The organism is Actinosynnema sp. NPDC037264, assembly GCF_055603705.1.
On record NZ_JBVJVK010000007.1, the window covers coordinates 96,617 to 121,916 of the forward strand.

General features: G+C 74.0%; 23 protein-coding genes and 2 pseudogenes. 12 read left to right on the forward strand and 13 right to left on the reverse strand.

Annotated features, from left to right (window positions below):
• Positions 1-98 precede the first annotated feature (98 nt).
• From ACZ7GX_RS11370 to ACZ7GX_RS11385, 4 genes and pseudogenes are all read right to left on the reverse strand, one after another.
• Complete coding sequence (locus tag ACZ7GX_RS11370; RefSeq protein ID WP_498775412.1) at positions 99-2,027, reverse strand: bifunctional aldolase/short-chain dehydrogenase; 1,929 nt, start codon at positions 2,025-2,027, stop codon at positions 99-101.
• Positions 2,008-2,958, reverse strand: a complete 951-nt coding sequence (gene mtnA / locus ACZ7GX_RS11375; RefSeq protein ID WP_498775414.1) for an S-methyl-5-thioribose-1-phosphate isomerase — start codon at positions 2,956-2,958, stop codon at positions 2,008-2,010. The genes ACZ7GX_RS11370 and mtnA overlap by 20 nt, the downstream gene beginning before the upstream one ends.
• Before the next feature lie 75 nt (positions 2,959-3,033).
• Positions 3,034-3,384 (reverse strand): LysE family transporter, encoded by a 351-nt coding sequence (locus ACZ7GX_RS11380; RefSeq protein WP_498775416.1) that lies wholly within the window; start codon positions 3,382-3,384, stop codon positions 3,034-3,036.
• 56 nt (positions 3,385-3,440) lie between these two features.
• Positions 3,441-3,566 (reverse strand): annotated as a pseudogene (locus tag ACZ7GX_RS11385) (LysE family translocator); the annotation flags it as partial.
• Between the two features lie 25 nt (positions 3,567-3,591).
• On the opposite strand from ACZ7GX_RS11385, the gene ACZ7GX_RS11390 reads away from it, so the two are divergent.
• The gene (locus tag ACZ7GX_RS11390; protein WP_498775689.1) at positions 3,592-4,593 is read left to right on the forward strand and encodes a thioesterase domain-containing protein; all 1,002 of its coding nucleotides are present in this window, start codon (positions 3,592-3,594) and stop codon (positions 4,591-4,593) included.
• 11 nt (positions 4,594-4,604) lie between these two features.
• On the opposite strand, the gene argJ is transcribed toward ACZ7GX_RS11390, so the two are convergent.
• Positions 4,605-5,762, reverse strand: a complete 1,158-nt coding sequence (gene argJ, locus ACZ7GX_RS11395; protein ID WP_498775418.1) for a bifunctional glutamate N-acetyltransferase/amino-acid acetyltransferase ArgJ — start codon at positions 5,760-5,762, stop codon at positions 4,605-4,607.
• A gap of 430 nt (positions 5,763-6,192) precedes the next feature.
• Between argJ and ACZ7GX_RS11400 the strand changes: the two genes are divergently transcribed.
• The 5 genes from ACZ7GX_RS11400 to ACZ7GX_RS11420 all read left to right on the forward strand — a co-directional run bounded on the left by ACZ7GX_RS11400 (position 6,193) and on the right by ACZ7GX_RS11420 (position 10,244).
• Entirely contained in the window at positions 6,193-6,882 is a 690-nt protein-coding gene (locus ACZ7GX_RS11400; RefSeq protein WP_498775420.1) for a hypothetical protein, read from the forward strand.
• The gene (locus ACZ7GX_RS11405; protein ID WP_498775422.1) at positions 6,822-7,145 is read left to right on the forward strand and encodes a TauD/TfdA dioxygenase family protein; all 324 of its coding nucleotides are present in this window, start codon (positions 6,822-6,824) and stop codon (positions 7,143-7,145) included. The genes ACZ7GX_RS11400 and ACZ7GX_RS11405 overlap by 61 nt, the downstream gene beginning before the upstream one ends.
• A 302-nt stretch (positions 7,146-7,447) precedes the next feature.
• Positions 7,448-9,094: a vanadium-dependent haloperoxidase gene (locus ACZ7GX_RS11410; RefSeq protein ID WP_498775424.1), complete on the forward strand. Its 1,647-nt coding sequence runs from the start codon at positions 7,448-7,450 to the stop codon at positions 9,092-9,094.
• Positions 9,095-9,139: 45 nt separating this feature from the next.
• Positions 9,140-9,739, forward strand: a complete 600-nt coding sequence (locus ACZ7GX_RS11415) for an RNA polymerase sigma factor (protein ID WP_498775426.1) — start codon at positions 9,140-9,142, stop codon at positions 9,737-9,739.
• Positions 9,740-9,776: 37 nt separating this feature from the next.
• On the forward strand, positions 9,777-10,244 hold the full coding sequence (locus ACZ7GX_RS11420; protein ID WP_498775428.1) for a redoxin domain-containing protein: 468 nt from the start codon (positions 9,777-9,779) through the stop codon (positions 10,242-10,244).
• A gap of 4 nt (positions 10,245-10,248) precedes the next feature.
• Here the strand turns inward: ACZ7GX_RS11420 and ACZ7GX_RS11425 are convergent, their stop codons facing one another.
• Entirely contained in the window at positions 10,249-11,772 is a 1,524-nt protein-coding gene (locus tag ACZ7GX_RS11425; RefSeq protein ID WP_498775430.1) for an MFS transporter, read from the reverse strand.
• Positions 11,773-11,887: 115 nt separating this feature from the next.
• On the reverse strand, positions 11,888-12,898 hold the full coding sequence (locus ACZ7GX_RS11430) for an alpha/beta fold hydrolase (RefSeq protein WP_498775432.1): 1,011 nt from the start codon (positions 12,896-12,898) through the stop codon (positions 11,888-11,890).
• A gap of 188 nt (positions 12,899-13,086) precedes the next feature.
• On the opposite strand from ACZ7GX_RS11430, the gene ACZ7GX_RS11435 reads away from it, so the two are divergent.
• Positions 13,087-14,097 (forward strand): methyltransferase, encoded by a 1,011-nt coding sequence (locus ACZ7GX_RS11435; protein WP_498775434.1) that lies wholly within the window; start codon positions 13,087-13,089, stop codon positions 14,095-14,097.
• A gap of 114 nt (positions 14,098-14,211) precedes the next feature.
• Positions 14,212-16,233, forward strand: a complete 2,022-nt coding sequence (locus ACZ7GX_RS11440; protein WP_498775436.1) for an NACHT domain-containing protein — start codon at positions 14,212-14,214, stop codon at positions 16,231-16,233.
• 7 nt (positions 16,234-16,240) lie between these two features.
• Here the strand turns inward: ACZ7GX_RS11440 and ACZ7GX_RS11445 are convergent, their stop codons facing one another.
• From ACZ7GX_RS11445 to ACZ7GX_RS11465, 5 genes are all read right to left on the reverse strand, one after another.
• Entirely contained in the window at positions 16,241-16,882 is a 642-nt protein-coding gene (locus tag ACZ7GX_RS11445) for a hypothetical protein (protein WP_498775438.1), read from the reverse strand.
• Between the two features lie 462 nt (positions 16,883-17,344).
• Positions 17,345-18,022, reverse strand: a complete 678-nt coding sequence (locus ACZ7GX_RS11450; protein WP_498775440.1) for a response regulator — start codon at positions 18,020-18,022, stop codon at positions 17,345-17,347.
• Entirely contained in the window at positions 18,004-19,113 is a 1,110-nt protein-coding gene (locus ACZ7GX_RS11455) for a hypothetical protein (RefSeq protein WP_498775442.1), read from the reverse strand. Before ACZ7GX_RS11455 ends, ACZ7GX_RS11450 begins: the two co-directional genes overlap by 19 nt.
• Entirely contained in the window at positions 19,106-20,227 is a 1,122-nt protein-coding gene (locus ACZ7GX_RS11460; RefSeq protein ID WP_498775444.1) for a sensor histidine kinase, read from the reverse strand. The genes ACZ7GX_RS11455 and ACZ7GX_RS11460 overlap by 8 nt, the downstream gene beginning before the upstream one ends.
• 236 nt (positions 20,228-20,463) lie before the next feature.
• Complete coding sequence (locus ACZ7GX_RS11465) at positions 20,464-21,651, reverse strand: PucR family transcriptional regulator (protein WP_498775446.1); 1,188 nt, start codon at positions 21,649-21,651, stop codon at positions 20,464-20,466.
• Positions 21,652-21,743: 92 nt separating this feature from the next.
• Between ACZ7GX_RS11465 and ACZ7GX_RS11470 the strand changes: the two are divergent.
• The 4 genes and pseudogenes from ACZ7GX_RS11470 to ACZ7GX_RS11485 all read left to right on the forward strand — a co-directional run.
• Positions 21,744-21,911: pseudogene (locus tag ACZ7GX_RS11470) on the forward strand (winged helix-turn-helix domain-containing protein); the annotation flags it as partial.
• Positions 21,912-22,007: 96 nt separating this feature from the next.
• On the forward strand, positions 22,008-22,226 hold the full coding sequence (locus ACZ7GX_RS11475) for a hypothetical protein (protein ID WP_498775448.1): 219 nt from the start codon (positions 22,008-22,010) through the stop codon (positions 22,224-22,226).
• A 224-nt stretch (positions 22,227-22,450) separates the two neighbouring features.
• Positions 22,451-22,855 carry an STAS domain-containing protein gene (locus ACZ7GX_RS11480; protein WP_498775450.1) on the forward strand — a complete coding sequence of 135 codons (405 nt, stop codon included), beginning with the start codon at positions 22,451-22,453 and terminating at the stop codon, positions 22,853-22,855.
• Positions 22,856-23,062: 207 nt separating this feature from the next.
• Positions 23,063-24,646 carry a lipase family protein gene (locus tag ACZ7GX_RS11485; RefSeq protein WP_498775452.1) on the forward strand — a complete coding sequence of 528 codons (1,584 nt, stop codon included), beginning with the start codon at positions 23,063-23,065 and terminating at the stop codon, positions 24,644-24,646.
• 10 nt (positions 24,647-24,656) lie between these two features.
• On the opposite strand, the gene ACZ7GX_RS11490 is transcribed toward ACZ7GX_RS11485, so the two are convergent.
• A complete protein-coding gene (locus ACZ7GX_RS11490) occupies positions 24,657-25,142 on the reverse strand; it encodes a hypothetical protein (protein WP_498775454.1) in 486 nt (161 codons plus the stop codon).
• Positions 25,143-25,300: the final 158 nt, after the last annotated feature.

Consider the following 25,300-nt stretch of genomic DNA (forward strand, 5'->3'; position numbering starts at 1 on the left):
CCCCGCGCGGGCCGGGCCGCTCCCGTCAGCGGGACGATGCGCCGACCCCGCTCCGTCCACAGAGGACACGGTAGGCGGAGCGGAGTCGGGGCGAGGGATCAGATCACGCGTTCGTTCCCCCCGTCGACCGGCACCTGCGCGCCGGTGGTGTGGGCGAACGTGTCCGAGCACAGCTCCGCGATCACCCGGCCCACCGCCGCGCTGGTGATCTCGGCGCCGAGCAGGTTGCGCCGCTTGTAGGCCTCGACGCTCAGGCCGTAGTGCCCGGCGCGCCGGGCGAGCACGTCGGCGGTCCACAGGCCGGTGTCGAAGACCGCGTCCGGGTGGACCGCGTTGACCCTGATGCCGTCGGCCGCCCACTCCAGCGCGGCGACCCTGGCCAGTTGGGTGACCGCCGCCTTCGAGGCCGAGTAGGCCGCCGCGCCCGGTCCGGGGGCGGGCACGTTCTTGGAGGCCACGACCACCACCCGCCCGCCGCGCGGCGCGAGCTTGAGCAGCGGGTGCGCTTGGGCGAACAGTGCGGCGATCGCGTCCACGTTGACCGACATCGTCCGCCGCCACGTGGTCGGGTCCAGCTCGGCGATCGGGGTGTCGCCCGGGAACACCCCGGCGGACGCGACCAGCACGTCGAGCCCGCCGAACCGCTCCACGCCCCGGTCGATCGCGGCCTCGACCGCCACCGGGTCGGTGACGTCGACCTGGAGGCCGAGGTAGTCCGCGCGGCTCTCGGTCGGCGTGAGGTCGAGGCCGATCACGCTCGCGCCCTTGGCCCGCAACGCGTCCGCGCACGCCCGACCGATGCCGGACGCCGCGCCGGTGACCAGCGCGACCTCGCCGGTGAACTCGGCCGGCGCGCCGGAGAGCCGCAGCTTGGCCTGCTCCAGCTCCCAGTACTCCATGTCGAACAGGTCGGCCGGCGGCAACGCCCGGTACCCGCCCAGCTCCTCCGCCCGCTCGATGACCTCGATCGTGTGGGCGTAGATGTCGCGGGCGATGTCGGCGTCCTTGGCCCGCCTGCCGACCGAGAGCAGGCCGAGCCCGGGGTCGAGCACGACGCGCGGCGCGGGGTCGAGCATGGTCAGGCCCGGTCCCGCGTGCTCGTCGAAGTACCGGCGGTAGTCGGCCGCGTAGCCGTCGACGTCGTCGCCGACCAGCGGGACGCGCTTGGTGCGGATCACGTGGTCGGGCGTCGCCGGGCCCCGCGTGGCCACGTCGGCGAGGTCCGGCCGGGTGACGAAGGCCATCGTGGCGTCGTCGGCGTGCCGGCTCACGATCACCGGCGCGCCGGCCACGTCCGAGATCCGCCGGCGGAGACCGGCGAGCCGGTGGCGGTCGACCGGGGGCGCGGGCACGGACCTCCGCGCGGGCCGGTGCCGGGACAGGAACGCCTCGGCGTCGCCGACCAGCTCGACGTGCCGGTCGTAGGCCTGCCTGGTGTCCTCCCCGAACGTGAACAGGCCGTGGTTGAGCAGCACCACGCCGATGGTGCGCTCACCGACGTGCCGGGGGAAGAGCTCCGCGCACGTGCGGGCGAGGGCGAACCCCGGCATCACGTACGGGATCACCACGACCCGGTCGCCGAAGACCTCCTCCACCAGCGGTTTGTCCAGGTTGGTCAACGTGATCACGGCGTCGGCGTGGCTGTGCAGCACGGCCGGGTGCGGCAGCACGGCGTGCAGCAGCGTCTCCACGCTCGGGTCGGGCGCGCTCGCGTCCAGCAACGCGCACCGCAGCTCGTTCATCATCGCGGAGTCCGGCAGGCTGGGCACGGTCAGCAGCTCGCGCAGGCGGTCCAGCCGCAGCGGCGCGAACCCGGCCCGCTCGATGGTCGCGAGGTCCCAGCCGCTCCCCTTGACGTGCAGCACGTCCACCGCACGGCCGGTGATGTCCACGGTGGACGTCTTGACCGAGGTGTTGCCGCCGCCGTGCAGCACGAGGTCCGGCTCGCGGCCGAGCAGCCGCGACCCGTACACGCAGGCGTCCAGCTCGTCGGAGTGCGTTTCCGTTTCAGCCCAGCGGTTTTCCACAGATCGTCCGTTCGTCGGTGACGATGGCCGTGACCAGGTCGGCCGGGGTGACGTCGAAGGCGAAGTTCAGCGCGGCGGTGGCGCGGTCCCCGACGACCTCCGCCGGGTCGCGCACCTCGATCTCCACGTGCGCGCCGTCGGGGGTGGCCAGGTCGATGGTCGACTCGGGCGCCGCGACGACGAACGGGATGCCCGCCCGCGCCGCGGCCAGCGCCAGCGGGTAGGTGCCGATCTTGTTGACCACGTCGCCGTTGGCCGCGATGCGGTCCGCGCCCACCACGACCGCGTCGGCCAGGCCCTTGGCGATCACGGTCGGTCCCGCCGAGTCGACCACGACGGTGTGCGCGACGCCCATCGCGGCGAGTTCCCACGCCGTCAACCGGCTGCCTTGGAGCAGCGGCCGCGTCTCGTCCACGTAGACGTGGCCCAGCGCGCCGTCCTCCTGCAACGCCCGCACCACGCCGAGGGCGGTGCCCCACTCGACGCAGGCCAGGGCGCCCGCGTTGCAGTGGGTCTGCACGTTGACCGGTCCGCCGAGCCGGTCGACCAGCCACCGCGCGCCGCGGAGCCCCAGCGCGCGGTTGCGGCGGACGTCGTCTTCGAGGACGTGGACGGCCTCGGCGACCACCGCGTCGAGGCCCTCGTCGAGCCGGGCCAGCACCCGGTCCACGCCCCAGGCGAGGTTCACCGCCGTCGGCCGGGCGGCCCGCAGCCGCGCCGCCTCCGCGCGCACGTCCCCGCCACCGCCGGCGGCCAGCGCCACCCCCAGCGCGCCGGCGACGCCCAGCGCGGGCGCACCCCGGATCGCCAGTCTCCTGATCGCGTCGACGAGCTGGTCCACCGTGTCGATCCGCAGCGTCGTCACGACGTCCGGCAACAGGGTCTGCTCGATCGCGATGATCCGGCCGTCCACCCAGTCGATCGTCCGCATGGCTGAAGTCTGCAGGTTGGGCGCCGGTCGGAAAAGGATGATCACTCCGTCGGCACAGCGGTGGTGCATCGCGGGTCACACGACCGCGACGATGGTGCCGACGCCCAGCGCGCACAACGCGGCGGAGCTCAGGCCCGCCATCGTGCGCGACACCTTGGGCCGGCGCAACCACAGGACCGCCCTGGCCGCGCCGACCGCCGGCGCCGCCAGCGCCACCACCGCGTCGATCAGGCCGAGCAGCATGATCGTGCCCACGTTGATGGCCTCGGCGGGCAGGAACTGCGGCACCACGGCCAGGAAGAACAAGCCGACCTTGGGGTTGAGCAGGCAGGAGAGCACACCCGACCGGAACGACGGCCCCCACCGCCACCGCACCGGGCCGCCATCGCCCGGGTCGGCCACCTGGTCGCGTTGCAGGAACCCCACCACCCCCAGGACAGCAGGTACAGGCCGCCGACGACCTTCACCACCAGGAACGCGGTGGGCGAGGAGCTGAGCAGGTCCGCCAACCCCAGCGCCACGGCCGCCGCCCAGAACAGCGAGCCGATCCCCGACCCCGCGGACGCGGCCACGCCGAACCGCGCGCCGCCCAGGCCGTACCGCAGCACCAGGAAGGTGTCCGGTCCGGGGGTGATGGCCGGCAGCAGGCACAGGCCCGGCGAACCCGAGCACCGCCGCGGCGGTCACGCCTGCTCACCCGCCGATCGTGACGCCGAGGCCCTTGCCGTGCTCGCGCACCTCGGCGCGGGCCGCGGCGAGGTCGTCGAGGGTCAGGCCGGGCATCACCGACTCGACGTAGTCGGCCATCGCGGCTTCGCGGTCGATCAGGTCGGTGTCGCGCCACCGCCGCGCGACCTCGTCGGGCACGAGGTCGCGGCCTGCTGGCAGGAAGGGCTGGGCGAGCCGCCCGGCGAGGGCGGCTTCTTCGACGCGGGCGGCGGTTCGTACGACGTGATCCGGCTGCTGTCCCTGCTGCGCGCCAGGTTCGGGTACGCCGTGTCGTTCGGCGACTTCATGGTCGACCCGACCGTTGCCGGACTCGCCGCACGGTGCGGGCACGCACGTCAACCGGACCAGATCATCTGGACCTACCAACCACGTGCGGCGGCGACGCCACGCCTGCGGCTGGTCCTCTTCCCGCCGGTCGGTGGCGGGGTGTCCTGCTACTCCCCCGTGGTCCGCGACCTGCCGGTGGACGTCGAGGCGCACGTCGTCGGCTTCGACGGACCGCAACCGGACGACGCGCTGACGTTGCCCGACCTCGCCCGCCGCTGCGTGGAGCGGCTGCCCGCCGACGTCCGGTCCGGTGACGTGCCGCTCGTGCTGGGCGGCTGGTCGTTCGGCGGCGCGCTGGCGTTCGAGGTGGCACGTGTGTGCGGTGCGTCGGTGGCACGCGTGGTGGTGGTCGACACGCCGGTGTCGGCGGGCTCGCGCGGCGTCGACGAGCCGTCGCTCGCCGGGTTCGCCGCGGACGTCCGGGAGACCAGCGGGGTGAACTCGGCGACGCTGATCCAGGCCCTGTCCGCGTTGGAGGAGGTCTTCGACGTCGACCTCGACACCGAGCGGCTGTTCTCGGCGCGCGTGACCGTGACCCGCCTGGAGGCGGAGATCACGCGCGCCTTGGCGTCGCCGTGAACCGGCCGTCGTCAGGTCGTGTAGTCGGCGTTGATCCGGACGTAGCCCTCGGTGAGGTCGCAGCCGTAGACGGTGAACGCGCCGTCCGCGATGCCCAGGTCGATGTTGATGACGACCTCGTCGGCGCCGAGGTACTTGGCCGCGCGCTCCAGCAGCGCGTCGCTCGGCTCCTCGGGGTGCATGGGCAGGTCGTCGAACAGGATGCGGACGTTCTCGGGGACGATGTCGGTCTCGTCCTCGAGCTTGCCGATCGCCATGGCGATGCGGCCCCAGTTCGGGTCGCAGCCGTGCACGGCGGTCTTGACCAGCGGGGAGTTGACGACGCTCTTGCCGACCAGCTTGGCCTGCGCGTCGTCGCGGGCGCCGGTGACGCGCACCTCGATCAGCTTGCTCGCGCCCTCGCCGTCGGAGGCGATCTCCCGCACGAGGTGCAGCGCGCAGTCGTAGAGGGCCTGCTCGAACTCGTTCCGGTCGACGGGGCCGGCCAGGCCGTTGGCGAAGATCGCCGCGGTGTCGCTGGTCGAGGTGTCGGTGTCGATGCTCAGCGCGTTGAACGTGCGGTCGACGACGCGGCGGAACGCGGCGTCCAGCTCGTCGCCGTCGACGTCGGCGTCGGTGAAGAAGAACGCCAGCATGGTGGCCATGTTCGGCTCGATCATGCCGACGCCCTTGGCGATGCCGACGAGCACGGCGTCGCCGACGCGGACGTGGCAGGACTTCGGGCGGGTGTCGGTGGTCATGATCGCCGTCGCGGCCCGCTCGTAGTCGGCTTCCGGGAACGGCCACGCGAGCGCGTCGAGGTTGGCCCGGATGCTCTCCATCGGGTACGGCCGGCCGATCACGCCGGTCGAGCCGATGACGACCTCTTCCGGCGCCACACCGGCGATCTCGGCCACGCGCCGGCGCACCTCGACGGCGTGCGCGACGCCCGCCCGCCCGGTGGCGACGTTGGCGTTGCGCGACAGCACCACCATGCCGCGGCAGTGACCCGTCGCCGCGGACTCGCGGCTCAGGACCACGCTGGGGCCGGCGAACCGCGACTTGGTGAACACCGCGGCCGACCGCGCCGGCACCTCCGAGACCACGGCGGCGAAGTCGTCGCCGACGTCCTTCAGCCCCATGTTCTTCGTGATCCCGCGAAAGCCCCGCGGCACCGCCGTCTCCGTCATGGACACCTCAGATCTGCTCGTGTGCGGCCACCCCGCCCAATGGATGGACATACCTTACACTGCATAGTCAACATGCGCTCTGGTGACAGAGCACCGAGACGGCCGACGCAGCGTTGCATAACTATCCATCGCGCGCACGTCCTTCGATCGGGTGAGCCAGCCGCGACTCCCATGATCCGGGAGGGTTTCCGGCCGCGCATTGCCCCCGCGACGGGCCCTGGGCGACCCTGGCGTCCGCGCGCGGACGTCGGGGGACGCGCGGCGGGGCACTGGGGGGCGTCGGCGCTTCGGCTTGCGCGACAAGGGGTTCACCGCGGATCGCGGCAGGTCCGCCGTCCGCGTCCCGGTGCTTTTCCAGGCGAGCCAACCCGGACGACCGCACGGCGCCGCGCCGGACGGCGAGTTGCCCGCGGAACCCGGGCAGCGGACCGTGATCCGCGTCGCCGAGGGCTCCGTGCCGGCGTCCACGTCGGTGTTCAACGAGGAGGCGGTCTACGCCCCGGAGGGCCCGGGCGGGTTCGCCTACTTCACCGACCTGCTGCTGGCCGCGCTCGTGCTGCCGGCGCTGGGCCTGGACGTCCGGACCTCGCCCGTGCCGGTGGGCGCGGACCCCGAGGCGACGCTGGTCCTCGGCGTGCGACGGCTGCGCCACTCCACGCGCGAGCGCCGGACGCTCGCCGCCTCCGGTTGGCGCCGCACCACCGAGCAGTCGGACGACCTGCTGGAGCGGTTCCGCGAACCGCACCGCGACGACCCGCTGACGGCGGGCAAGGCTCAACTGTCCGAATTGGACGGTGTGATCGGCGCGATCGCCGACGGGCAGCCGGGCGCGGGTTACGCGACGTTGCTGTCCGGTGGCATCGACTCCGGGGACGGTGACCTACCCCGTCGACCACAAGTTCGGCGAGGGCCGGGGCGACCTGCTCAAGCTCAACGCGTCGCGGGACGAGGACAAGGTCGTGACCGGCCGCGGCCCGCTGCCGCTGCACACCGACGGGCTGCTGGTCGGCGAGCAGGTCGACCTGATCGTGTTGTTCGCCAAGGACTTCTCCGACCCAGGTGCCCGCCGACTGGTACGGCATCGCCACCACCCGCGACTACGGCCGGGTCCGGTCGCTGAACCTGGCGCTGCGGTTCGCGCCGGACGTGCCGCGCGGCTGGCTGGTGCGCCTGGCGGGCGTGGACGAGGCCGCGTCGGACAAGTTCTTCGAGGAGCTGTCGGACCACCTGCACTCCGCGCGCTACCTCTACCAGCACCGCTGGCAGCCGGGCGACCTGCTGGTGATCGACAACCAGCGCACCCTGCACGGGCGCACCGCGATCAGCTCGGACGGCGTCCGCCTCCTGTTCCGCGGCCAGGTGACCCTGCCGAACGCGTCCTGACCGGCCGTCGAGGAGATCCAGAAGCCGCCGCCCTCGGCCCGGCGGTCGGCGGCCGTTCACGCCCCGGCTTCACCGGTGAGCGGTCGTCGGTGAGCGGTCGTCGGTGAACGGTTGTCCGGCCACCGTCCGGGTGACGGCGCAGGATGCCGGGCGGCAGGCGGGTGGTGTCGCACCTTCGGGTGGACGGTCGGTTCCGCCGTTCCGCGACGCCGGCGCTTCGCGCGATGCTGGCTCCCGGGCCCGGGAGGTCGACCGACACCCCGGGCCGACGAGAGCCGCAGCCGAGGACAGGACGGGCAGTCGTGGCAGTGCCGTCGGGCGAACCGGTCCACACCGCGTCGGAGCACCGCCCGGTCAGCCGTCGCGCCGTCCTCGGCGGGTTGGGCGCGGCCGGGCTCACCGCCGGCCTGCCCGGCGCCGTCGCCCGCGCGGAGGTCCGCGGCGAGCCCGTGCCGCCGGACGCGCGCCGGGACCGGGCGTACCGGATCCGCGAGCAGGCGGCCGCGCGCCAACGTGCGTTGCCCGCCGCCCAGCACCACGACAATGGTGACGAAGCGGCCCACCCCGATCTGATCGGCAACTACGGCAAAGGGCTGCCCCACGACGAGCTGGGACGTGTGGACCCGGCCGCCTACGCGAGCCTGGTGCGCGCGGTCTCCGGCCACGAACCCGGCGACCTGGACGGGATCGTCGTGGACGGGCCGGTCGGGCTGACCAACCCGCACGCCGCGTTCACCTACGGCCTGGTCGGCGCCGACTCCCACCAGCTGACCGTGCCGCCGCCACCACCGTTCGCCGGGGCGACGACGGCCGCGGAGCTGGTCGAGCTGTACTGGCAGGCGCTGTGCCGCGACGTGCCGTTCACCGCCTACGACACCGATCCGCTCATCGCCGCCGCCTGCCGCGACCTGTCCCGCCTCACCGGCTACGAGGGCCCGACCGACCACGGGCGCGTCACACCGGCGACCGTGTTCCGCGGCCCGATGCCCGGCGCCCTGAACGGGCCGTACGTCTCGCAGTTCCTCCTGCGCGACGTCCCCTTCGGCGCCGCGACGATCAGGCAGACCTACCGCGTGCCCGCGCCGCGCGACGACCACCTCACCGACTACGACGAGTGGCTGCGGAACATCCGGGGTCACCACCCGGCCCGCGAGAGCACCTACGACGGCACCGCCCGCTACCCGCGCAACGGCCGCGACCTCGCCGAGTACTCCCGCCTGAACTTCACCCAGCAGCCCTACCTGATGGCGAACCTCCTGCTGATCGACCAGGGCCCCGACGCCTGGGACCGCAACAACCCCTACCTGCGCGCCGAGACCCGGCCCGGCGTCACCTTCGACTGGTCCCACCCCCTCGACCTGGTCGCGCGCGTCGTGCAGGCCGCGCAGCTGGCCGCGTGGTTCCAGAAGTGGTGCGTGCACCGCAGGCTCCGGCCCGAGGAGTTCGCCGGCCACGCCCACAACCACGCCCTCGGCCGGATCGAGCACCCCCTGCACCCGCAGCTGCTCGACGCCGAGGCGCCGGACCGCGTCCGCGCCGAGCACGGCACCCTGCTGCTGCCCATGGCCTACCCGCGGGGATGTCCCACCCAGCCCGCCTACACCGCCGCGCACGCCACCGTCGCGGGCGCCTGCGCGACCGTGCTCAAGGCGTTCTACGACGAGTCCTTCGTCCTGCGCGACCCGGTCGTGCCCAGCGCGGACGGCACGTCGCTGCGCCGCTACCGGGGGCCCGCGCTCACGGTCGGCGGAGAACTGGACAAACTCGCCTTCAACGCCGCCTACGGCCGCAACTTCGCCGGCGTGCACTGGCGCTCCGACACCACCGCCGGGCTGCTCCTGGGCGAGGCGGTCGCCGACCACGTGCTCACCGACCTGCGCCGCACCCTCACCGAGGAGTTCGACGGCTTCACCTACACCCGCTTCGACGGCACGACCGCGATCGTCTGAACGACGGGGTGAATCCTTTCTCGGTGTCGGGGTCTCTTATGGGCGATGGTTACGACAAGAGGGACACGTGCGGCGGGGGTGGACGTGGTCGACCGCGGTTGGGCGAGCGAGCAGCTCATCGAGGCCGCGCAGGGCGGTGACCTGGAGTCGCTCGCCGCGGTGGTGCACGGCGCCCATCCGCACGTGCTGCGCTTCGCCGGGCACCTGTGCGCGTCGCCGCAGGACGCCGAGGACGCGGCGCAGGAGGCGTTGATCGTCCTCTACCGCAAGATCGGCTCCCTGCGGGCCACGGCGGCGCTCGCGTCCTGGATGTTCCGGGTCGTCCGGCACGAGTGCCTGCGCCGCGCCCGGCGGCTGTTCGACGGCTACGACGAGGCCGACGACGTCCCGGTGGCCTCCGCCGAGGACGAAGTGCTCAGGCGGCTGGAAGCCGAACGCGTGGCGGCGGCGATCCGGGCGTTGCCCGACGTCCAGCGCCGCGTGCTGGTCATGCGCGACGTGCTGGGCCGGCCGGGGCGGGAGGTCGCCGAGGCGCTCGGGCTGAGCACCCCGGCGATGAAGTCCCACCTGCACCGGGCCAGGACCGCGCTCCGGCTCGGCCTGGGTGGCGGGGCCGTCCCGCCCTCGTCCTCCGACCGGATCTGACCTTCCCGACCACCCCGCTCCGAAAAGGAACCCCACCGTGCTCGAAGCCGGATCACCCGCACCGCACCTGGCCCTGGAAGACACCGCGGGGCAGGCCGTCAGCCTGTCCGACTACCGGGGACGGCACGCGGTGCTGCTCTTCTTCGTGCGATCGACGTCGTGCCCGGTCTGCAACCTGCACGTCCGCGACCTCGTCGACCGCGCCGACGAGCTGGCCGCCGACGACGTCCGCGTCCTCATCGCGGTGCCGGAGGACCGCGAGGCGGCGGCCGCGTGGAAGGCGAAGCGCCGGATCCCGTTCCCCGTCCTCACCGGCCGCCGCGAGAGCCCGCACGAGGTCGTCGGCCTGGGCCGGAAGGTCTTCGGGTCGCTGCAGCAGTCCGGCAGCGTCCTCGTCGACCGCCAGGGCGTCGTCCGCCACGCCCACGGCGCCACGCTGCCCACGAACAGCTACGACAAGAAGGGGATCGCGGCGGCCGTCGCGTCGCTGCGCGCCCCGGCCTGAGCGGTCAGCTGCTCTCCAGGGCGGGGACCGGCTCCTCGACGCGGCCGGTCCCGCGCAGCGCGATCATGCCGACCACCGCGAACACCACGACGACCGACGCGCCGACGACGGCGACGGTGTGCAGCCCGGACGTGAAGGCGTCCCGCGCGGTGGCGAGCACGGCGTCGGCCGCCGGCTCGGGCAGGGCGCCCGCCGCCCGCAGCGCGCCGGCCATGCTGTCGGTCGCCAGGGCGGCGGCCTCGGCGGGCACCTGCTCGGGCACGGCGACCTGGTCGCGGTAGACGGCCGTGCCGACGCTGCCGAACACCGCGATCCCCATGGCGATGCCGAACTCGCCGCTGGTCTCCGACATCGCCGACGCGGCCCCGGCCTTCCGGGGTGGCACCGAGCCGACCACCATCTCGGTGCACAGCACGCCCTGCGGCCCCATCCCGAAGCTCGCGATCGACATGCCCGCCACCACGAACGCCACCCCGCCCGCGCCGGTGGCCTGCGTGAACAGCACGATCCCGCCCGCCGCGACCAGCATCCCGAAACCGAGCACGAACTCCGGCCGGAACCGCCGCGCCAGCCGCGGCGCGATCAGCGACCCGACCACCACCGCGCCCGCCTGCGGCACCAGCCAGAGCCCGGCCTGCACCGCGGTCAGCCCGGCGACCATCTGCAGGTACTGGCTGACCAGCAGGAAGACCCCGCCCATGGTGAGCGCGCCGACCAGCATGATGCTCACCGCCGCGGCGAACGCCCGCACCCGGAAGAGCCTCAGGTCCAGCACCGGGTCGGCCAGGCCGCGCTGCCGGCGGACGAACACCGCGCCGACCGCCACGCCGACGGCGAGCACGACCGCGTTGACCGGCGACACGCCGGCCTTGGCCGTCTCCTTGAGGGCGTAGACGACCGGCAGGATCGCGCCGAGCGACAGCACCACGCTCGGCAGGTCGAGCCGCCCGGCGGCGGTGTCGCGGTACTCCGGCAGCAGCTTCGGCGCGGCGGCCAGCAGCAGGACCATCACCGGCACGGCCATCAGGAACACCGAGCCCCACCAGAAGTGCTCCAGCAGCACGCCGCCGACGACCGGCCCGATCACCATGCCGCCCATGAAGCAGCTCATCCACACCGCGATCGCGGTGCCCCGCTGACCCGGGTCCTGGAACATGTTGCTGATCAGCGCCAACGTGGACGGCATCAGCGTCGCGCCGGCGATCCCGAGCACGGCCCGCGCGCCGATCAGCAGCTCCGGGCTGGTGGTGAACGCCGCCACGATCGAGGCCACGCCGAACGCGGCGCCGCCCGCCATCAGCAGCTTCCGCCGACCGATCCGGTCACCCAGGGTGCCCATCGTGACCAGGAAACCGGCGATCATGAAGCCGTAGACGTCGATGATCCACAGCAGCTGGGTGCTGCTCGGGCGCAGGTCGGCGGCCAGGTGCGGGACCGCCAGGTGCAGCACGCTCATGTCCACCGACAGCAGCAGCGTCGGCAGCGCCAGCACCGCCAGCCCCGACCACTCGCGTCGTCCTGCCCTCATCGTCGTCTCCCCGGCTGTCGATCGTGTCCTGTCACCCTTGAGTCGAACGGCGGCGGCCCGGATCGACATCGCGGCGGAAAGTCGTCGGAGAAAACTCCGCGGACCGGCGGCGGGCTCAGCCCGCGAGGAAGCGCAGCAGTTCGTCGGTGACGAACCGCGGGTTCTCCTCGACCAGCCAGTGCCCGGCGTTCGGCACGTCGACCGCCCGCACGATGTCGGTCACGCGCGGGGCCACCGTGGCCCTGATCGCGTCGAGCTGCCCCTGAGCGGTCATGAGCAGGGTCGGCGCCCGCACCGGCGCGGCGGCCACCGCGTCGCGGACGTCCTGGTCGAGGGCGCGGTAGAGGTCGAAGCCACCGGAGAGGGCCTGCGGCCGGCTGTAGGTCCGCGCGTACTCGGCGACCTCGGCGTCGGTGAACGGCGACCGGTCCGACGTGCCGCCGAACGCCGTTCCGCCGAAGGCGACCTGGGGGTAGAACAGCGCCAGGTACTCGCGGACGTCGTCGCCGACCACGGCCTCGGGCACCCGCGGCTGGGCGTGCAGGGCGATGTGCCAGCTCAGCGAGCGGTACGCGGCCGCGTCGATCGCGGGGCCGGGCAGCGGCAGGTCGAGGTAGCCGAGCCGCGCGGTGTCGGCGGGGAACTGCGCGGCGTACTGGAACGCCACCGCCGCGCCGAGGTCGTGCCCGACGACGCTCGCGTCCCGCACCCCGAGCCGGTCGGCGACCAGGGCGTGCGCGTACCGCGCGAGGGTGGCCTTGTCGTAGCCGGTCGGTGCGCCGGTGCTGTCGCCCAGGCCGGGCAGGTCGATCGCGTAGACGGTGTGGTGCTCGGCGAGCGCGGGCATGATCGGCCACCAGCCGAACCAGGTCTGCGGCCAGCCGTGCAGCAGCACCACGGGCGTGCCGCGGCCGCCGGTCACGTAGTGCATCCGTACGCCGTCGACGTCGGCGAACTCGTGCCGGAAGGTGTCGGTGAACCGCGCGTCGGCGTGGGTGGCCCGCGCGTGCGCGGGAACCTCGGGGGCGGGCGGTGCGGAACAGGCGGTGGCGGCGGCGACCAGGAGGGCCAGCGCGACGGTCACCGGTTTGGGCAGGCGGCGGGATGGTCGTGGTGCGGGGTTCATGTGTTCCTGTCCTCGGACGACGGCGTTCACCGGCCCGGTCCCCCGCGCTGTCGCGGACGAGCGGCGCGTGATCGTGCCGGTGGTGCGGCCAGTGTCGTCAGCGAGATCCCGGACGGGCACGAAATCTTGCCGTTCCGGCAAGTCGGGGAGAAGGTTTTCCTTTGACAGTCCTGAGAGGGTGGATTTTCGTGGGACAACACGACAACGACGTGAATGCGATCCGCGACCTGGCCGGGCTGGCCACCCCGATGGCGCTGCGGGTCGCGGTGACCCTCGGGTTGCCGGACCGGTTGCTCGGCGACGGTTCCCCGGCCGGCGGACTCGCGGTCGAGCTCGACGTCGACCCGGTCGCCCTCGAACTCCTGCTCGCCCACCTCGCGACCCTCGGGGTGGTCGAACGCACCCCCACCGGCTACCGGACGACGGCGTACGGCGCGAACCTGCGCGCCGACGCCGGCAACGGCCTCGCCGACCTCCTGAACCTGGACAGCGCGGGAGGGCGGGCCGAACTGGCGTTCGTCGAGCTCGCGCACAGCGTCCGCACCGGCCGGGCGGCCTACCCGCGCCGGTACGGGCAGGACTTCTACCGCGACCTGGACGAGCACCCGCACCTGCGCGCGACGTTCGACCGCCAGATGACGCACCGGTTCCGCGCCCAGATCCCCCGCATCGTCGCCGGTGTCGACTGGTCCCGGTTCGCCACCGTGGTGGACGTCGGCGGCGGCGAGGGCGGCCTGCTCGCCGCGATCCTCCTCGCCCACCCCGGGATGCGCGGCCACCTGGTCGACCTCGCGCCGACCGCCGCGCGGGCCCGCCGCACGTTCGACGCCCACGGTCTCGACGCGCGGGCCGAGGTGGCGGCCGGCAGCTTCTTCGACCCGCTCCCGGCAGGCGCGGACGCCTACGTGCTCTTCGACGTCCTGCACAACTGGGACGACGAGCACGCCGACCGGATCCTGGGCCGGTGCGTCGAGGCCGCCCGCCCCGGCGGACGCGTGCTGGTCGTCGAAGGGATCGGCGGGCTGCGGGCGAGCAGCGCGAGCGACCTGGACATGCTGGTGATCTTCGGCGGGCGCGAGCGGCGGCTCGACGAGTTCCGCGCGCTCGGCTCGGCGCACGGCCTGGTCCTCGACACCGTGACCGACCTGACCGATCACCGGTGCCTGCTCGAATTCCGGCTCGAAGCCCCGTCAGTGTGAATTCACGCTGTGCTGTTAACAGTTCGTGATCGTCCCGGTACCGTCCGAACAGGGGGTGGGCGGCAAGGGGGCGACATGGGTGTTCCTCGGCGTGATCGATTCGGGCCACGGGTCGTGCACAACGGATTCGGCGGGCAGGCGGACACCGTCGTCCAAGCCGGTGTGATCAACGGCGACCTGATCACCCACCGGGCGCGGCCCGTCCTGGACGACGCCGCAGACCTCCTGGCGGCCGTGGTGCGCCGGCAGTGGGAAGCCGAAGCAGCGGTCCGCTCGCTGCGCCGACCGGAGCCGTTGCGCCTGCGCTGGGCGCCCACCCGCAGGCAGGTCGCCTACCCGGACGCGCCGGCGACCGCCGGCGGCGACCTGGACGACCTGGCCCGGCTGTTCACCGCGCTCCCCGACCGGCAGCTGGTGGTCCTCGGCGCGCCGGGCGCGGGCAAGTCCGCGACCACGCTGCTGCTCGCCCTGGACCTGCTCGAACGCCGCGCGCCCGGCGAGCCCGTGCCGGTGCTGCTGTCCCCCTCCTCGTGGAACCCGCACAACGAGCACCTCGAGGACTGGATCATCCGGCGGCTGGAGACCGACTACCCGGCGTTGCGCGACCGCGGCGCCTACGGGCGTCACGCGGCCCGCCGCCTGGTGGTCGAGCAGCGCCTGCTGCCCCTGCTCGACGGGCTGGACGAGCTGCCGCCGGACCTGCTCGCGCCGGCGCTGGAGGGCGTGCGCCACGCGTTCGGCCCCGGCCGGCCGCTGGTCCTGACCTGCCGCGGTGACGAGTACGAGGCCGCGGTGCGCACCGGCGGCGTGGGGCTGCCCGCCGCGACGGTGGTCGAGCTCGAACCGGTCGCCACCGACGACGCGATCGAGTTCTTCTCCGCCTCGTTGCCGCAGGTCGTCCGCCGCTGGACCCCGGTGCTCGACCACCTGCGCGCGAACCGGGACCCGGTGCTCGCGCGGTCGCTGTCCACGCCGTTGACGATCAACCTCGCGCGCGCCGTCTACGGCCGCCCCGACCGCGACCCCGCGGAGCTGGTCGACCGGCGGCGGTTCGCCGACCACACCGCCCTGGAACGGCACCTGCTCGACTCGCTGGTGACCGCCGTCTACGGCGACCCGCCGACACCGCCGCCGAAGCTCGCGCCCCTGCCGTCGCCCACCGCGCACTACCCCGCCGACCGGGCGCGCCGCTGGCTCGGCTTCCTGGCCCGCCACGCCGCCGCGAACGCGGCCGGCGACATCGCCTGGTGGCGCCTGCCCCGGCCGCGCCTCGTGCTGGCGGCCGTCGTCACCGGCGCGCTGTTCCGGGCGACGACCGGCGAGACCTCCCCCGTCGCGGTCGGCTTCGCGCTGGGCGTCTCGTTCACCTGGCTGATCGGCACGGTGCGGCGGCGGGCGCCGTGGCGTCACCTGCTCCTCGCACCCGTGGTGCTCGGCGCGGCGGTCTTCTTCATCAACTACAAGCACCCCAGCTCCCCCGGCACGACCGCGACGGCCGGGGTGGGGCTCGCGCTCCTGGTCGCCGTCGCCCTGTCGGTGGACCGCCCACCGCACCGGACGGGCCTGCGCCTGCACGGGCGTGGCAAGGCCGTCGCGTCCAGGATGGCGCTCGGCCTGGTGGTCACGACCGCCGCCATGCTCCCGGCGGCGGCCGTGTACGGGGTCCGCGACGTCCGCGACCTGTGGACGGGGCCCCTCGCGCTCGGCGTGATGACGGCCGTGGCCCTGGGCCTCGGCGCCTGGCTGACCGCCCCGCCGGACCGGTTCAGCGTGCCCCGACCGGGCAGGTCCCTGCGGGGTGACGTCGCGTCGACCGCCGTGTGGCTGCTCGCCTGGGCCGTGGCGTTCCAGCTGCCCCTGGTGTTCGCCGTCGTCGTGCTGGGCAAGTCCGTCGGCGCCCCGGTGGTGGCCGTGGCGTTGAGCTTCGGCCTCGGCACCGGGCTCGGCTGCGTGGTCAACAACGCCTCGGTGCTGTACGCGGCCTCGCTGGCCTGGTGGGCGTTGCGCGGGCGGTTGCCGTGGCGGTTGATGCGGTTCCTCGACGACACGCACCGACGTGGCGTGCTGCGGCAGACCGGCGCCGTCTACCAGTTCCGGCACGCCCGCCTGCGGCACCACCTGGCCGCGTCCGACTGAGGCCCGGTCAGTCCTCCTCGGCCTTCACCACCTTGCCGATCGCGGTGGCGGCCAGGGTGGTCGCGCCGGCCTCCACGTTCGCCCCTTCGGTCTGGTTGGAGTACGCGACGGAGTAGACGACGTTGCGGTAGCGGACGACGATCTCCGCCGACCACTTGACCTTCTCCTGGGCCACGAGCTCGGCCTCGTCGGCGCCTTCCACGTGCACCGCGACGCCGTTGCGGACCCGGTCCTCCATGTGCTCCTTCGCCTTGTCCACGCCGGACAGCTGGTGGTTGGCGTGGTAGACGTAGCTGGTCACGATCACGAAGGCGCCGCGGACGTTGTCCTTGGCGAGCCTGCCCTGGTTGTTCCAGCCGCACTGACCCTGGTCGTGCTCCGGCCCCGCGCCCGGGTTGACGCCGCCCGCGCTGTAGTCCATGCGGCCGGGGATGTGCGGGGCCACCTCCGCCTCGTCGAGCATCGCGCAGCCGATCGGGGCCTTCTCCAGGTCCTCGGACGTGTCCACGACCGGCTTCGCCTCGGTGTCGCCGTCGAGCCGGACGTACACGAAGTACCCGCCGACGCCCAGGCCCAGCACGAGGAGGATGACCAGCACCGCGATCAGCGGCCCCTTCCCGCCGCGCCGCGCCGGCGGTCCGCCCGGCATCCCCGGCCCGCCCGGTCCCCCCGGCCAACCAGGCATCCCCGGCCCGCCCGGTCCCCCCGGCATTCCCGGCCCGCCAGGCATCCCCGGCCCGCCAGGTCCCCCGGGCCCCCACTGCCCGCCCGGCATCCCGGGTCCCCCCGGCATCCCCGGTCCCCACTGCGGCGGAGGCGGTCCGGGTTGCGGGAACTGCCCCTGCTGCGGCGCCTGCGGGTGGTGGCCGGCCGGAGGGAATTGCCGTGGCGCACCGGGGTGCGTCATCCGACCTCCCCGACCGAGGCCGTCGTGTATCCCATCTGCAATACCACCCGCGTTTTCCCGGCGAAATGTTCCCGGTAGCGCAGCGGCCCGACCGCGGACCGCGCCTACCCCACAGAAGGCGCGGTGCGCAGGCGAAGATCCGCCGGCGACCTCCGGGTCACGACCGTACGCGGGCGCCGGACCCCGCGGTGTCGGGTGAACGCCCTACAACGGGTTAACGGTTCGGTTGAGCTCCGCAAGCGTCACCAGCCCGTCGTCGAGCGCCCGGCTCACCAGTTCGCTCTTGGTGCGGGCCGCCCGCCCGACGTTCGCGTACTTCACCCGCACGCGCGCGATGTGCGTGTCGACCGTCTTCACGGTGATGTTGAGCTTGGCGGCGACGAGGTCCTTGGACGACGAGGTGAACCACGCCCGCAGCACCTCGACCTCGCGCGGTGACAGGCGTGGCCGGTCCGGGGCGTCGTCGGCGACGAGCGCGCCCGACAACGACGGCGCGGTGTACGGGAGGCCGTTCGCGGTGGCCCTGATCGCCGGGATCAGGTGGTCCAGCCCTTCCCGCTTGGTCAAGTACGCCAACGCGCCGAGGTCGACGCACTTGAGCGCGGTGGCGGTGTCCGCGTGCTGCGAGTAGACGACGACCCGGCGGCCGTTGTCCACCAGCCTGCGCAGCTCGGCGAAGTCCGGCCGGCCCGGCACCAGCTCCAGGTCGAAGATCACCACGTCGGCGTCGGCGCCCGGACCGGTCCACACCTCGGCGAGCCGGGTGCCCGCGTCGACCAGGCGGATCGGCGGGACGGCCTGCTCGCACCAGTACCGCACGCCCGCGGTGATGGCCGCGTGGTCGTCCACGATCACCGCCGTGATCACGCCGTCGGCTGCCACGTCGCCTCCACCCACACCGTCGCACCGTTGCCGAGCACCTCGACCCGCACGTCGGACGTCGCCGGGCTCGCCGGCGCGACCTCGCCGCTGTCCGCGACCACGTTTACCGACACCAACCCCTGGTCGCCGACCACCGTGACGCGGGCCCACGAGCCGGCCGTGGCGAGCGCGGTGAGCGCGGCGTCGGTCAGGTCGCGCCGGACCGCGACGGGCGGTGTCGGCCAGTGGCCGCGCGCTTCCAGCTCCACCACGACGCCCTTGCGGTCGGCCACGTCCGCGCAGTGCCGCAGCTCGTGCAGCAACGGGTTCGTCACCACGTCCGACTCCGCGCCGAGCCGCCGCATCCGGGCGGCCTCGATCGCCCCGCGCCGCTGGACCGCGGGGTCCTCGGGGTCCAGCGAGCCGTCGGCGAGGCCCTCCAGCAGCGGGATCGCGCCGGCGGACAGCTCGGCGAACCGCTGCTGCCTGCGCCGGTGGGACTCCGCCGCGACGGCCTCCGCGGTGCGCACCCGTTCGACCTCGGCGGCGGCGGTCTCGGCGTCCGCGGCGATCCGGTGCAGCACGGCGGCCACCACCGCCAGGCACAGCGGGAAACCGATCACGGTGACCGAGCCCGTGGCGAGCCGCGCCAGGTCGCCCTTGTCCACGTCGGAGAACAGGAGCATGTTCGACAGGGCGATCAGCTCGTGGGCCGCCAGGAACGCCACGACCGTCCGGAGCGGACGGTCCAGCAGCACGACCAGGCCGACCCAGTTGGCCGCGCCGAACGCCCAGTCGACGGCGCTCGCGGTGCGCTCCTCGGGCAGCGTCACGGCGGCCAGCGCGGACGCGGCCAGCACCACGGCGACGGCGAGCGGGCGCAGCCTGCCCCACGGCCGTCGCCGGGCGAGCAGCACCGCTTCGCCCGCGAGCACCGCGGCCAGTGCGGCGAACGCGGCCAGCTGCACGAGCGGCAGGTCGTGGGATTCCCAGCGGCGCAACAGATTCGCCAGGCCGAGCACGCCGACCACGACGGCGGTCACGAGCAGGGTCGCGACCCGCAAGCCGAACAGGAGCCGGGCCCGCGTGCGCCCGCCGACGGGGTCACTCACCACTATCACGCCACTCCAACCGGACGACGGTACCCGCGCCGACCGTGGACAGGACGGTGGCCGTGCCGCCGATGCGGTTCAGCCTGCCGTGCACGGACTCCCGCAACCCGCGCCGGGTCACCGGGACCGCGTCGGGCGCGAAACCCCTGCCGCCGTCGGCGATGTCGAGGCGCAACCGCCGTCGGTCGCCGCCGAGCCGGATGGAGGCCTGCGAGGTGCCCGAGTGCCGGCGGACGTTGTTGAGCGCCTCACGGGTCGCGTCGGCGAACACCGTCGCCACGTCGGCGGGCAGCGGCAGCCGGGCGGGCGCGTCGAAGTCGACGTCCAGGTGCACGGCCTCGACCTCGACGGCCAGCAACCGCACCAGGTCGGTGTGCCGGGAGGTGTCGGCGCGGCCGGAGCGCAGCCGGTCCAGGTCGCGGCGGGCCTGCGGCGCCAGCCAGGCGCTGTCCCGGCGCACCTGCCCGCTGCCGACCATCAGCAGCGTCGCGGCGGCGGTGTCGTGCAGCGCCGCCGCGAACTCCCGTTCTTCCGCTCGCACGGCCGCCGCCACCGACGAGTCGCGCCGCGCGCGGGCGGCGTCGGCGGCCACCCGGTCGGCTTGTTCGGCGGCGCGGCGGACCAGTTGCCACGCGGCCCGGGACAGCCCGGCCGCCACCAGCGTCCACACCTGCGAGATCAGCAGGTCGTTGTCCGCCGACCCGGCCGCGGTGACCGCGACCGCCAGCCCTCCGCCGGTCGCCAGCGCCGCGACGGCTCCCGCGCGCGGCGACGTGTGCCACTGGTAGGTCACGCAGGCGAACGCGACGAGGAGCCTGATCCACCCGACGTTGGTGCGCTCGACGGCGTCGGTCGCGAAGATGCTCAGGCACACGCCGAGCAGCACCACCACGTCCACCGCGACCGGCAGGCCACCGTCGGTCCTTTGTAGCCACCAGGCGTACCCGCAGGTCCACACCACGGCGACGCCTACGGCCGACGCGGTGGCCGGCAGGTGTTCCGGTGTCACCCGGAGCATCGCGATCGCGCCGATGGGCAGCACCGTCGCCAGCCGCACCACCGCCGCGTGCCGACGACCGAACCGGCGCAGCAGGAGTTCGGCCTGCCCTGCCATGCCCCGCACCTCGCCTCGCACTCGCCCCCGGTACTCGTGCCGGGGCGACGTTACCGGCACCCGGGTCCGAATCGGACACCCAGGTAAGGGCTTTCGGCCCGCTGAACGGCGACCGGGCGTCCCACTCCGGACCCCGTGCACCCCATGTGGCAGACGGCGGCCCGACCTTCCGCCACCCGGCCGCGTCGTCCGCCGCCGATCGGCGGCGTCCGCGCCGACCTACCGCTCCCCGGCCGTCACCGGGCCCGGTCGTCGGAAGTCGGCCAGTCGAGCAGCTTCGCGCCGAGCACCGCGACCTGGAGCGACAGCGCCTGGGTCGGGTCGTCCACGGTGTACCCGGTGAGCTCCGCGACGCGCTGGAGGCGGTACGTCACCGTGCGGACGCCGAGGTGCAGCTCGCGCGCGCAGGCAGCCGTCACCTGGCCGTTGGCGAAGTAGGACGACAGCGTGTCCAGCAGCGGCCCGGCCCCGCCCCGCGCGCCGCGCAGGGGTTGCAGGACGACCGACACGAGGTCGGCCAACGCGGCGCTGTCGCGCAGCAGCACCTGGTAGACCAGCAGGTCGGCGGCCTTGTGCACGTGTCCGGGCAGGTCCAGCCGTTCGGCGATGTCCAGGGCGTGGGTCGCCTGCTCGAACGAGCGGAGCACGCCGCCGGGACCGGAGTGGGCGCGGCCGAGGCCGACCCGCCAGGCGGCGTCCGGTCCCAGGACCTCGCCCACCTGGCGCACGAACTCGCCCGGCACGTCGGGCATCGTGCCGGGCGCGACGCAGACCAGCAGGCCCTCCTTGGTGGTGACCAGCACGCCGCGGGAATCCAGCCGCAGTCCGAGCGACGTCTCCACGGCGCGGGCCACCTCGCCGCCGTCGACCACCGGGCGCGCCGAGCGGACCGCCGCCACGACGTTGCTGCCGGCCAGCCGGAGCCCGAACCGCTCCGCCCGTTCCGCGAGCTGCCCGAGGTTGCGCCCGTCGAGCAGGTCGTCGACGAACTCCCGGCGGAACGACTCCTCCTGGCGCACCGACCAGCGCTGCGCTTCCTCGTAGCCCTCCGCGATCGCCGTGGCGGCCGCGTCGGCGGCCTTGAACACCGCCTCGCCCGCCGCGCGGACGGCGTCGGCGTCGGTCGCCCGCCGCACACCGGACAACGACCGCCACGCCAGCCAGGTGGCGCTCAGGTGCAGGTCGATCACCCCGTGCAGGGTCACGCCGCGCTCCGCCGCCCGGGCGCCGACGTCGCGGCGGACCTGGAGCTGGTCGGGCCGCAGCTGCCGCCTGGTCGCGCTGACCTCGTCCAGTTCCTCCAGGTACCCCTTGAGGAGGTCGGCGGGCACGCCGTGCGCGTCACGGCTGGCCCTCTCCGCCACCCCGGCCAACGGGTCGCCCCCGTGCTCGGGCGTGGGTGCCGCCCGCCTGGTTCGTGCCATGCGGAGGAGTCTGACAACCGCGGTCGACCTGGGGACGGCACGGGTGGACCTCGCGTTCGACTTGCGATCCGGCGCACGCGCCCACGACGTGCGGCAGGATCGTCACCAGCGAGCAGCTCCTGCACCGCGTCCGGGGCCACTACTACTTCGGCGACACCCGGCTGCTCGACGTCCACGTCCGCCGACCGCGCCGCAGGGTGGAGACCGACCCCGCCCTCGTCCTCACCGTCCGCGGCGCCGGCTACCGCCTCGGCCCCGACACCCGAGGTGACCATTCGTCAGCTACTCGTCAGGTCATCCACCAGCCGGTTCCCGCAGGATGGGCGACGAACCCCGAGACGGAACAGGAGCAGCCCGTGGTCGACGACCCCCACCAGCCGGACCAGCTCTGCCGCGTCACCACCGTCACGCTGGCCGCGCACTTCGGCGGCCGGGTGTCCCGCGAGGTCGTGGCCCGGACCGTCACCGACGCGCGGCTCGACCTGGAGGGCCGGATCCAGCCGGAGGCGCTCGCCGAGATGCTGCACCGCCTGGCCCAGTACCGGATCGACGCCATGATCTCGACCCGCACCTGACCCCGGCCGCGCGGTTCGAGCGATGACCTTCGCGTGCCGGGCGGTCCGCGTGACCTGGGCCTGCGCCGACCGCGGCGCACGTCGGCGCAGGTGAGCGGTTGTGGTTGTCCGGGTGGGGTCGTATCGTGGGTGGAGTCCAGCCGCCACCACGCGTAACGCGGAGCGACGATTCGGGTTGAGCAGAAGCTCGGTTGTTGGTTCTGGTACCAACCGAGGAGTGCCCCGTGACCGATACCCGCGCCGAGATCATCCCGGTGACGACCACCCGCAGAGCCGATCACGACGGCATCGCCGTGGTCGCGATCGTCGGTGAGATCGACATGGCCTGCGAACAGCCGGTTCGCGCGGCCATCACCGACGAGCTGAACAGCCGGCCCACCGGCCTCGTCCTCGACCTCGCCGAGGTCGACTTCTTCGGCTCCGCGGGCATCCAACTGGTCGTGGACGCGGTCGTGCGCGCCCAACGCCTGCGCGTGCCGCTCGTGCTGGCGACCGACCGGCGCACCGTACTGCGCCCGTTGGAGATCACCCTCGTGAGCCAGACGGTCGACATCCACCCCACCCTGGCCGACGCGCTCGCGGCGCTGCGGGCCGACGTGCCGACGGCGAGACCGGCGGCGCACCGGTAGTCCCCGTTCGGGCTGGTGCGGGCGCGGCCCGTGCCGGTCACCGGATCAGGTCACCGGCCGACACCCGACTGCCCACCGGCGCCCGGCCGGGAATCGCGACCACGTCCACCTGACGCCGGCCCACGGCCGACCACTGGGCAGCCCACAGCTCGACAGAGCAGGAGTTCACCCGATCGGTGCGCCGGCAGGCGCTACCGTCCGGATGACATGAACGCACCCACCGGCACCGCGCCCGGCAGACGACCCGGCGCGCTGATCCGCGCCGACCCGCTCCCGCGCCGGTTCCGCCCGGAGCACGCCGAGGCCGCGTACCGCGTGTTCTACCAAGGCGTCGGGCACGACGGCCGGGGCCGCCTCCTCACCGGGTCGGTGTTCGTCCCCGAGGGCGCGCCTCCCCCCGGCGGCTGGCCCGTGGTCAGCTACGCGCACGGCACCACCGGCCTGTCCGACCGCACCGCGCCGTCGCGCACCGGCCTGCTCCGGCTGGAACGCGCGCACATCGCCGCCTGGCTCGCGGCCGGCTACGCGGTCACCGCGACCGACTACGAAGGCCTCGCCACACCCGGCCCGCACCCGTACCTCAACGGCGAGGCGGTGGCCGACGACGTGATCGACATCGTCCGCGCCGCCCGGCGGCTCGACCACCCGCTCGCCCGCCGCTGGCTCGTCGCGGGCTTCTCGCAGGGCGGGCACGCCGCGCTGTTCACCGCCCTGGTCGCGACGCGGTACGCGCCGGAGCTGGACTTCCTCGGCACGGTCGCGCTCGCGCCACCCGTGCACCTGGTCCGCGTCATCGCCACCCGCACCAGCGACGCGGCCGGGCCCGTGTGCGCGTTCGTGCCGATCGTGCTGGCCGGCCTGCGCGCCCGCCACCCCGGCTTCGCCGACGACTTCCTCACCGACCGCGGCATCACGCTGGTCGACCTGGCCGAACGCGTGTCCCTGGTCGAGATGCTCCGCGCCACCAGGGCGATCACCAACCACGAGACCGGCATGACCGACCTGACCCGCCACGTCGACGTGGCCAGGGTGCTCGACGAGTGCCGCGTCCCGGTGACCCGGCTGGACCGCCCGGTCTTCCTCGCCGCGGCCGGGCTCGACGAGATCGTGCCGCCCGCCGTGGTCCACGACTTCGCCGAGGACATCACCACCGCCGGCAGCACTGTCCACCTGGCCACGTACGCGGAGGCCGACCACGGCGCGATCCTCACCGCCGCCCACCCCGACGCGACGGACTGGGCGGCCGCGGTCACCGGCCACAGCAGGGCCCCGGTCGCGCCGCCCGTCCGCTTCGACCTGCTGGACGCGACCGGCGACGGCTACCTGCGCCGCGACGACTACGAGGTCTTCGCGCTGCGCCTGGTCCAGTCGTTCGGCCACCCGCCCCGCTCGGCCGCCGCGATGGCCGTCCGGTTCGGCTACCGGGGCCTGTGGCGCGCGCTGGCCGCCGAGTCCGACACCGACGACGACGGCCGGGTGAGCAAGGCCGAGTTCCTCGCCTGGGCGGGCCGCGCCGCGCACACCGCGTTCGACCGGACCCTCCGCCCGCTCGCGGCGGCCGTGCTGGCGCTGGTCGACGCGAACGGCTCGGGCGTGGTGGAGCGCGACGAGTTCCTGACCCTGATGACCCGGTGCGGCCTGCCCGACCCCGCCGCCGGGTCCCTGTTCGACCGCCTCGACGCCGACCACCGCGGCACCATCGAGACGGCCGAGATCATCCGCGCCACCCGGGAGTTCTGCCTGGACCCGGCGCCGGACAAGCCCGGTCAGTGGCTGTTCGGGCGGTTCTGAGGCCCCGGCGTCACGTCTGCGGCCACATCGAGTAGACGAGGTCGTCCTCGCCCGCGCACACGACCTGCGGCAGCGCAGGCTCCGGGACCTGGTTGCACGTCATCGAGCCGATCACCAGCGGCGCGAGTCCCGGCGTCGGGTCGCGGCGCTGGGCGTAGTAGTCGAACAGCACCGCGGCGGCCTGGTCGCACGTCAGCCGGCCCGACGGTGTCTCCACGACGACGGCCAGCATGGGCTTGCCCAGCGCGCCGGGGAACGGGTCGTCGCAGTACTGGGCGGGCGCGCCCTCGTCGATCGTCGGCAGCGACGCGGGACTGGGCTCGGCGGTCGGTTCGGTGGTCGGCTCCGGTGTCGACGCGGTGGTCGAGCCCGCCCCGACCGTCGTGGTCACCGCCCCGGCGCCGGCGCCGGTCACGCTGGTCGAGCACCCCGTGACCAGCGCGAGGAGCGCGACGAGGACCACCCCCGACCGCGTGGCCCGGTTCGCGCCCGGCACGTCGTGGGTTCTGGCGTTCGATCGGCCGGCAGGCGGCAGCGTTGTCACGGTCACTGGGACGTGCCGAGGAGGCCGGCGGTTGCGGTCGACCCGACGCGACCACGGTGCGTTTCGCGCAGTCCACCGGACGCTCGGGCCGGTTCCTGGTGTGATCCACC

What these genes read in the sequence shown, in the direction of transcription:
- ACZ7GX_RS11445 (WP_498775438.1), bottom strand. Translation starts at nt 16,882, where the DNA reads ATGCCGGGCGGACCGCCGGCGCGGCGCGGCGGGAAGGGGCCGCTGATC.
- ACZ7GX_RS11390 (WP_498775689.1), top strand. Translation starts at nt 3,592, where the DNA reads ATGGCCGGCAGCAGGCACAGGCCCGGCGAACCCGAGCACCGCCGCGGC.
- ACZ7GX_RS11430 (WP_498775432.1), bottom strand. Translation starts at nt 12,898, where the DNA reads ATGAACCCCGCACCACGACCATCCCGCCGCCTGCCCAAACCGGTGACC.
- argJ (WP_498775418.1), bottom strand. Translation starts at nt 5,762, where the DNA reads ATGACGGAGACGGCGGTGCCGCGGGGCTTTCGCGGGATCACGAAGAAC.
- ACZ7GX_RS11485 (WP_498775452.1), top strand. Translation starts at nt 23,063, where the DNA reads ATGAACGCACCCACCGGCACCGCGCCCGGCAGACGACCCGGCGCGCTG.
- mtnA (WP_498775414.1), bottom strand. Translation starts at nt 2,958, where the DNA reads ATGCGGACGATCGACTGGGTGGACGGCCGGATCATCGCGATCGAGCAG.
- ACZ7GX_RS11425 (WP_498775430.1), bottom strand. Translation starts at nt 11,772, where the DNA reads ATGAGGGCAGGACGACGCGAGTGGTCGGGGCTGGCGGTGCTGGCGCTG.
- ACZ7GX_RS11460 (WP_498775444.1), bottom strand. Translation starts at nt 20,227, where the DNA reads ATGGCAGGGCAGGCCGAACTCCTGCTGCGCCGGTTCGGTCGTCGGCAC.
- ACZ7GX_RS11415 (WP_498775426.1), top strand. Translation starts at nt 9,140, where the DNA reads ATGGTTACGACAAGAGGGACACGTGCGGCGGGGGTGGACGTGGTCGAC.
- ACZ7GX_RS11465 (WP_498775446.1), bottom strand. Translation starts at nt 21,651, where the DNA reads ATGGCACGAACCAGGCGGGCGGCACCCACGCCCGAGCACGGGGGCGAC.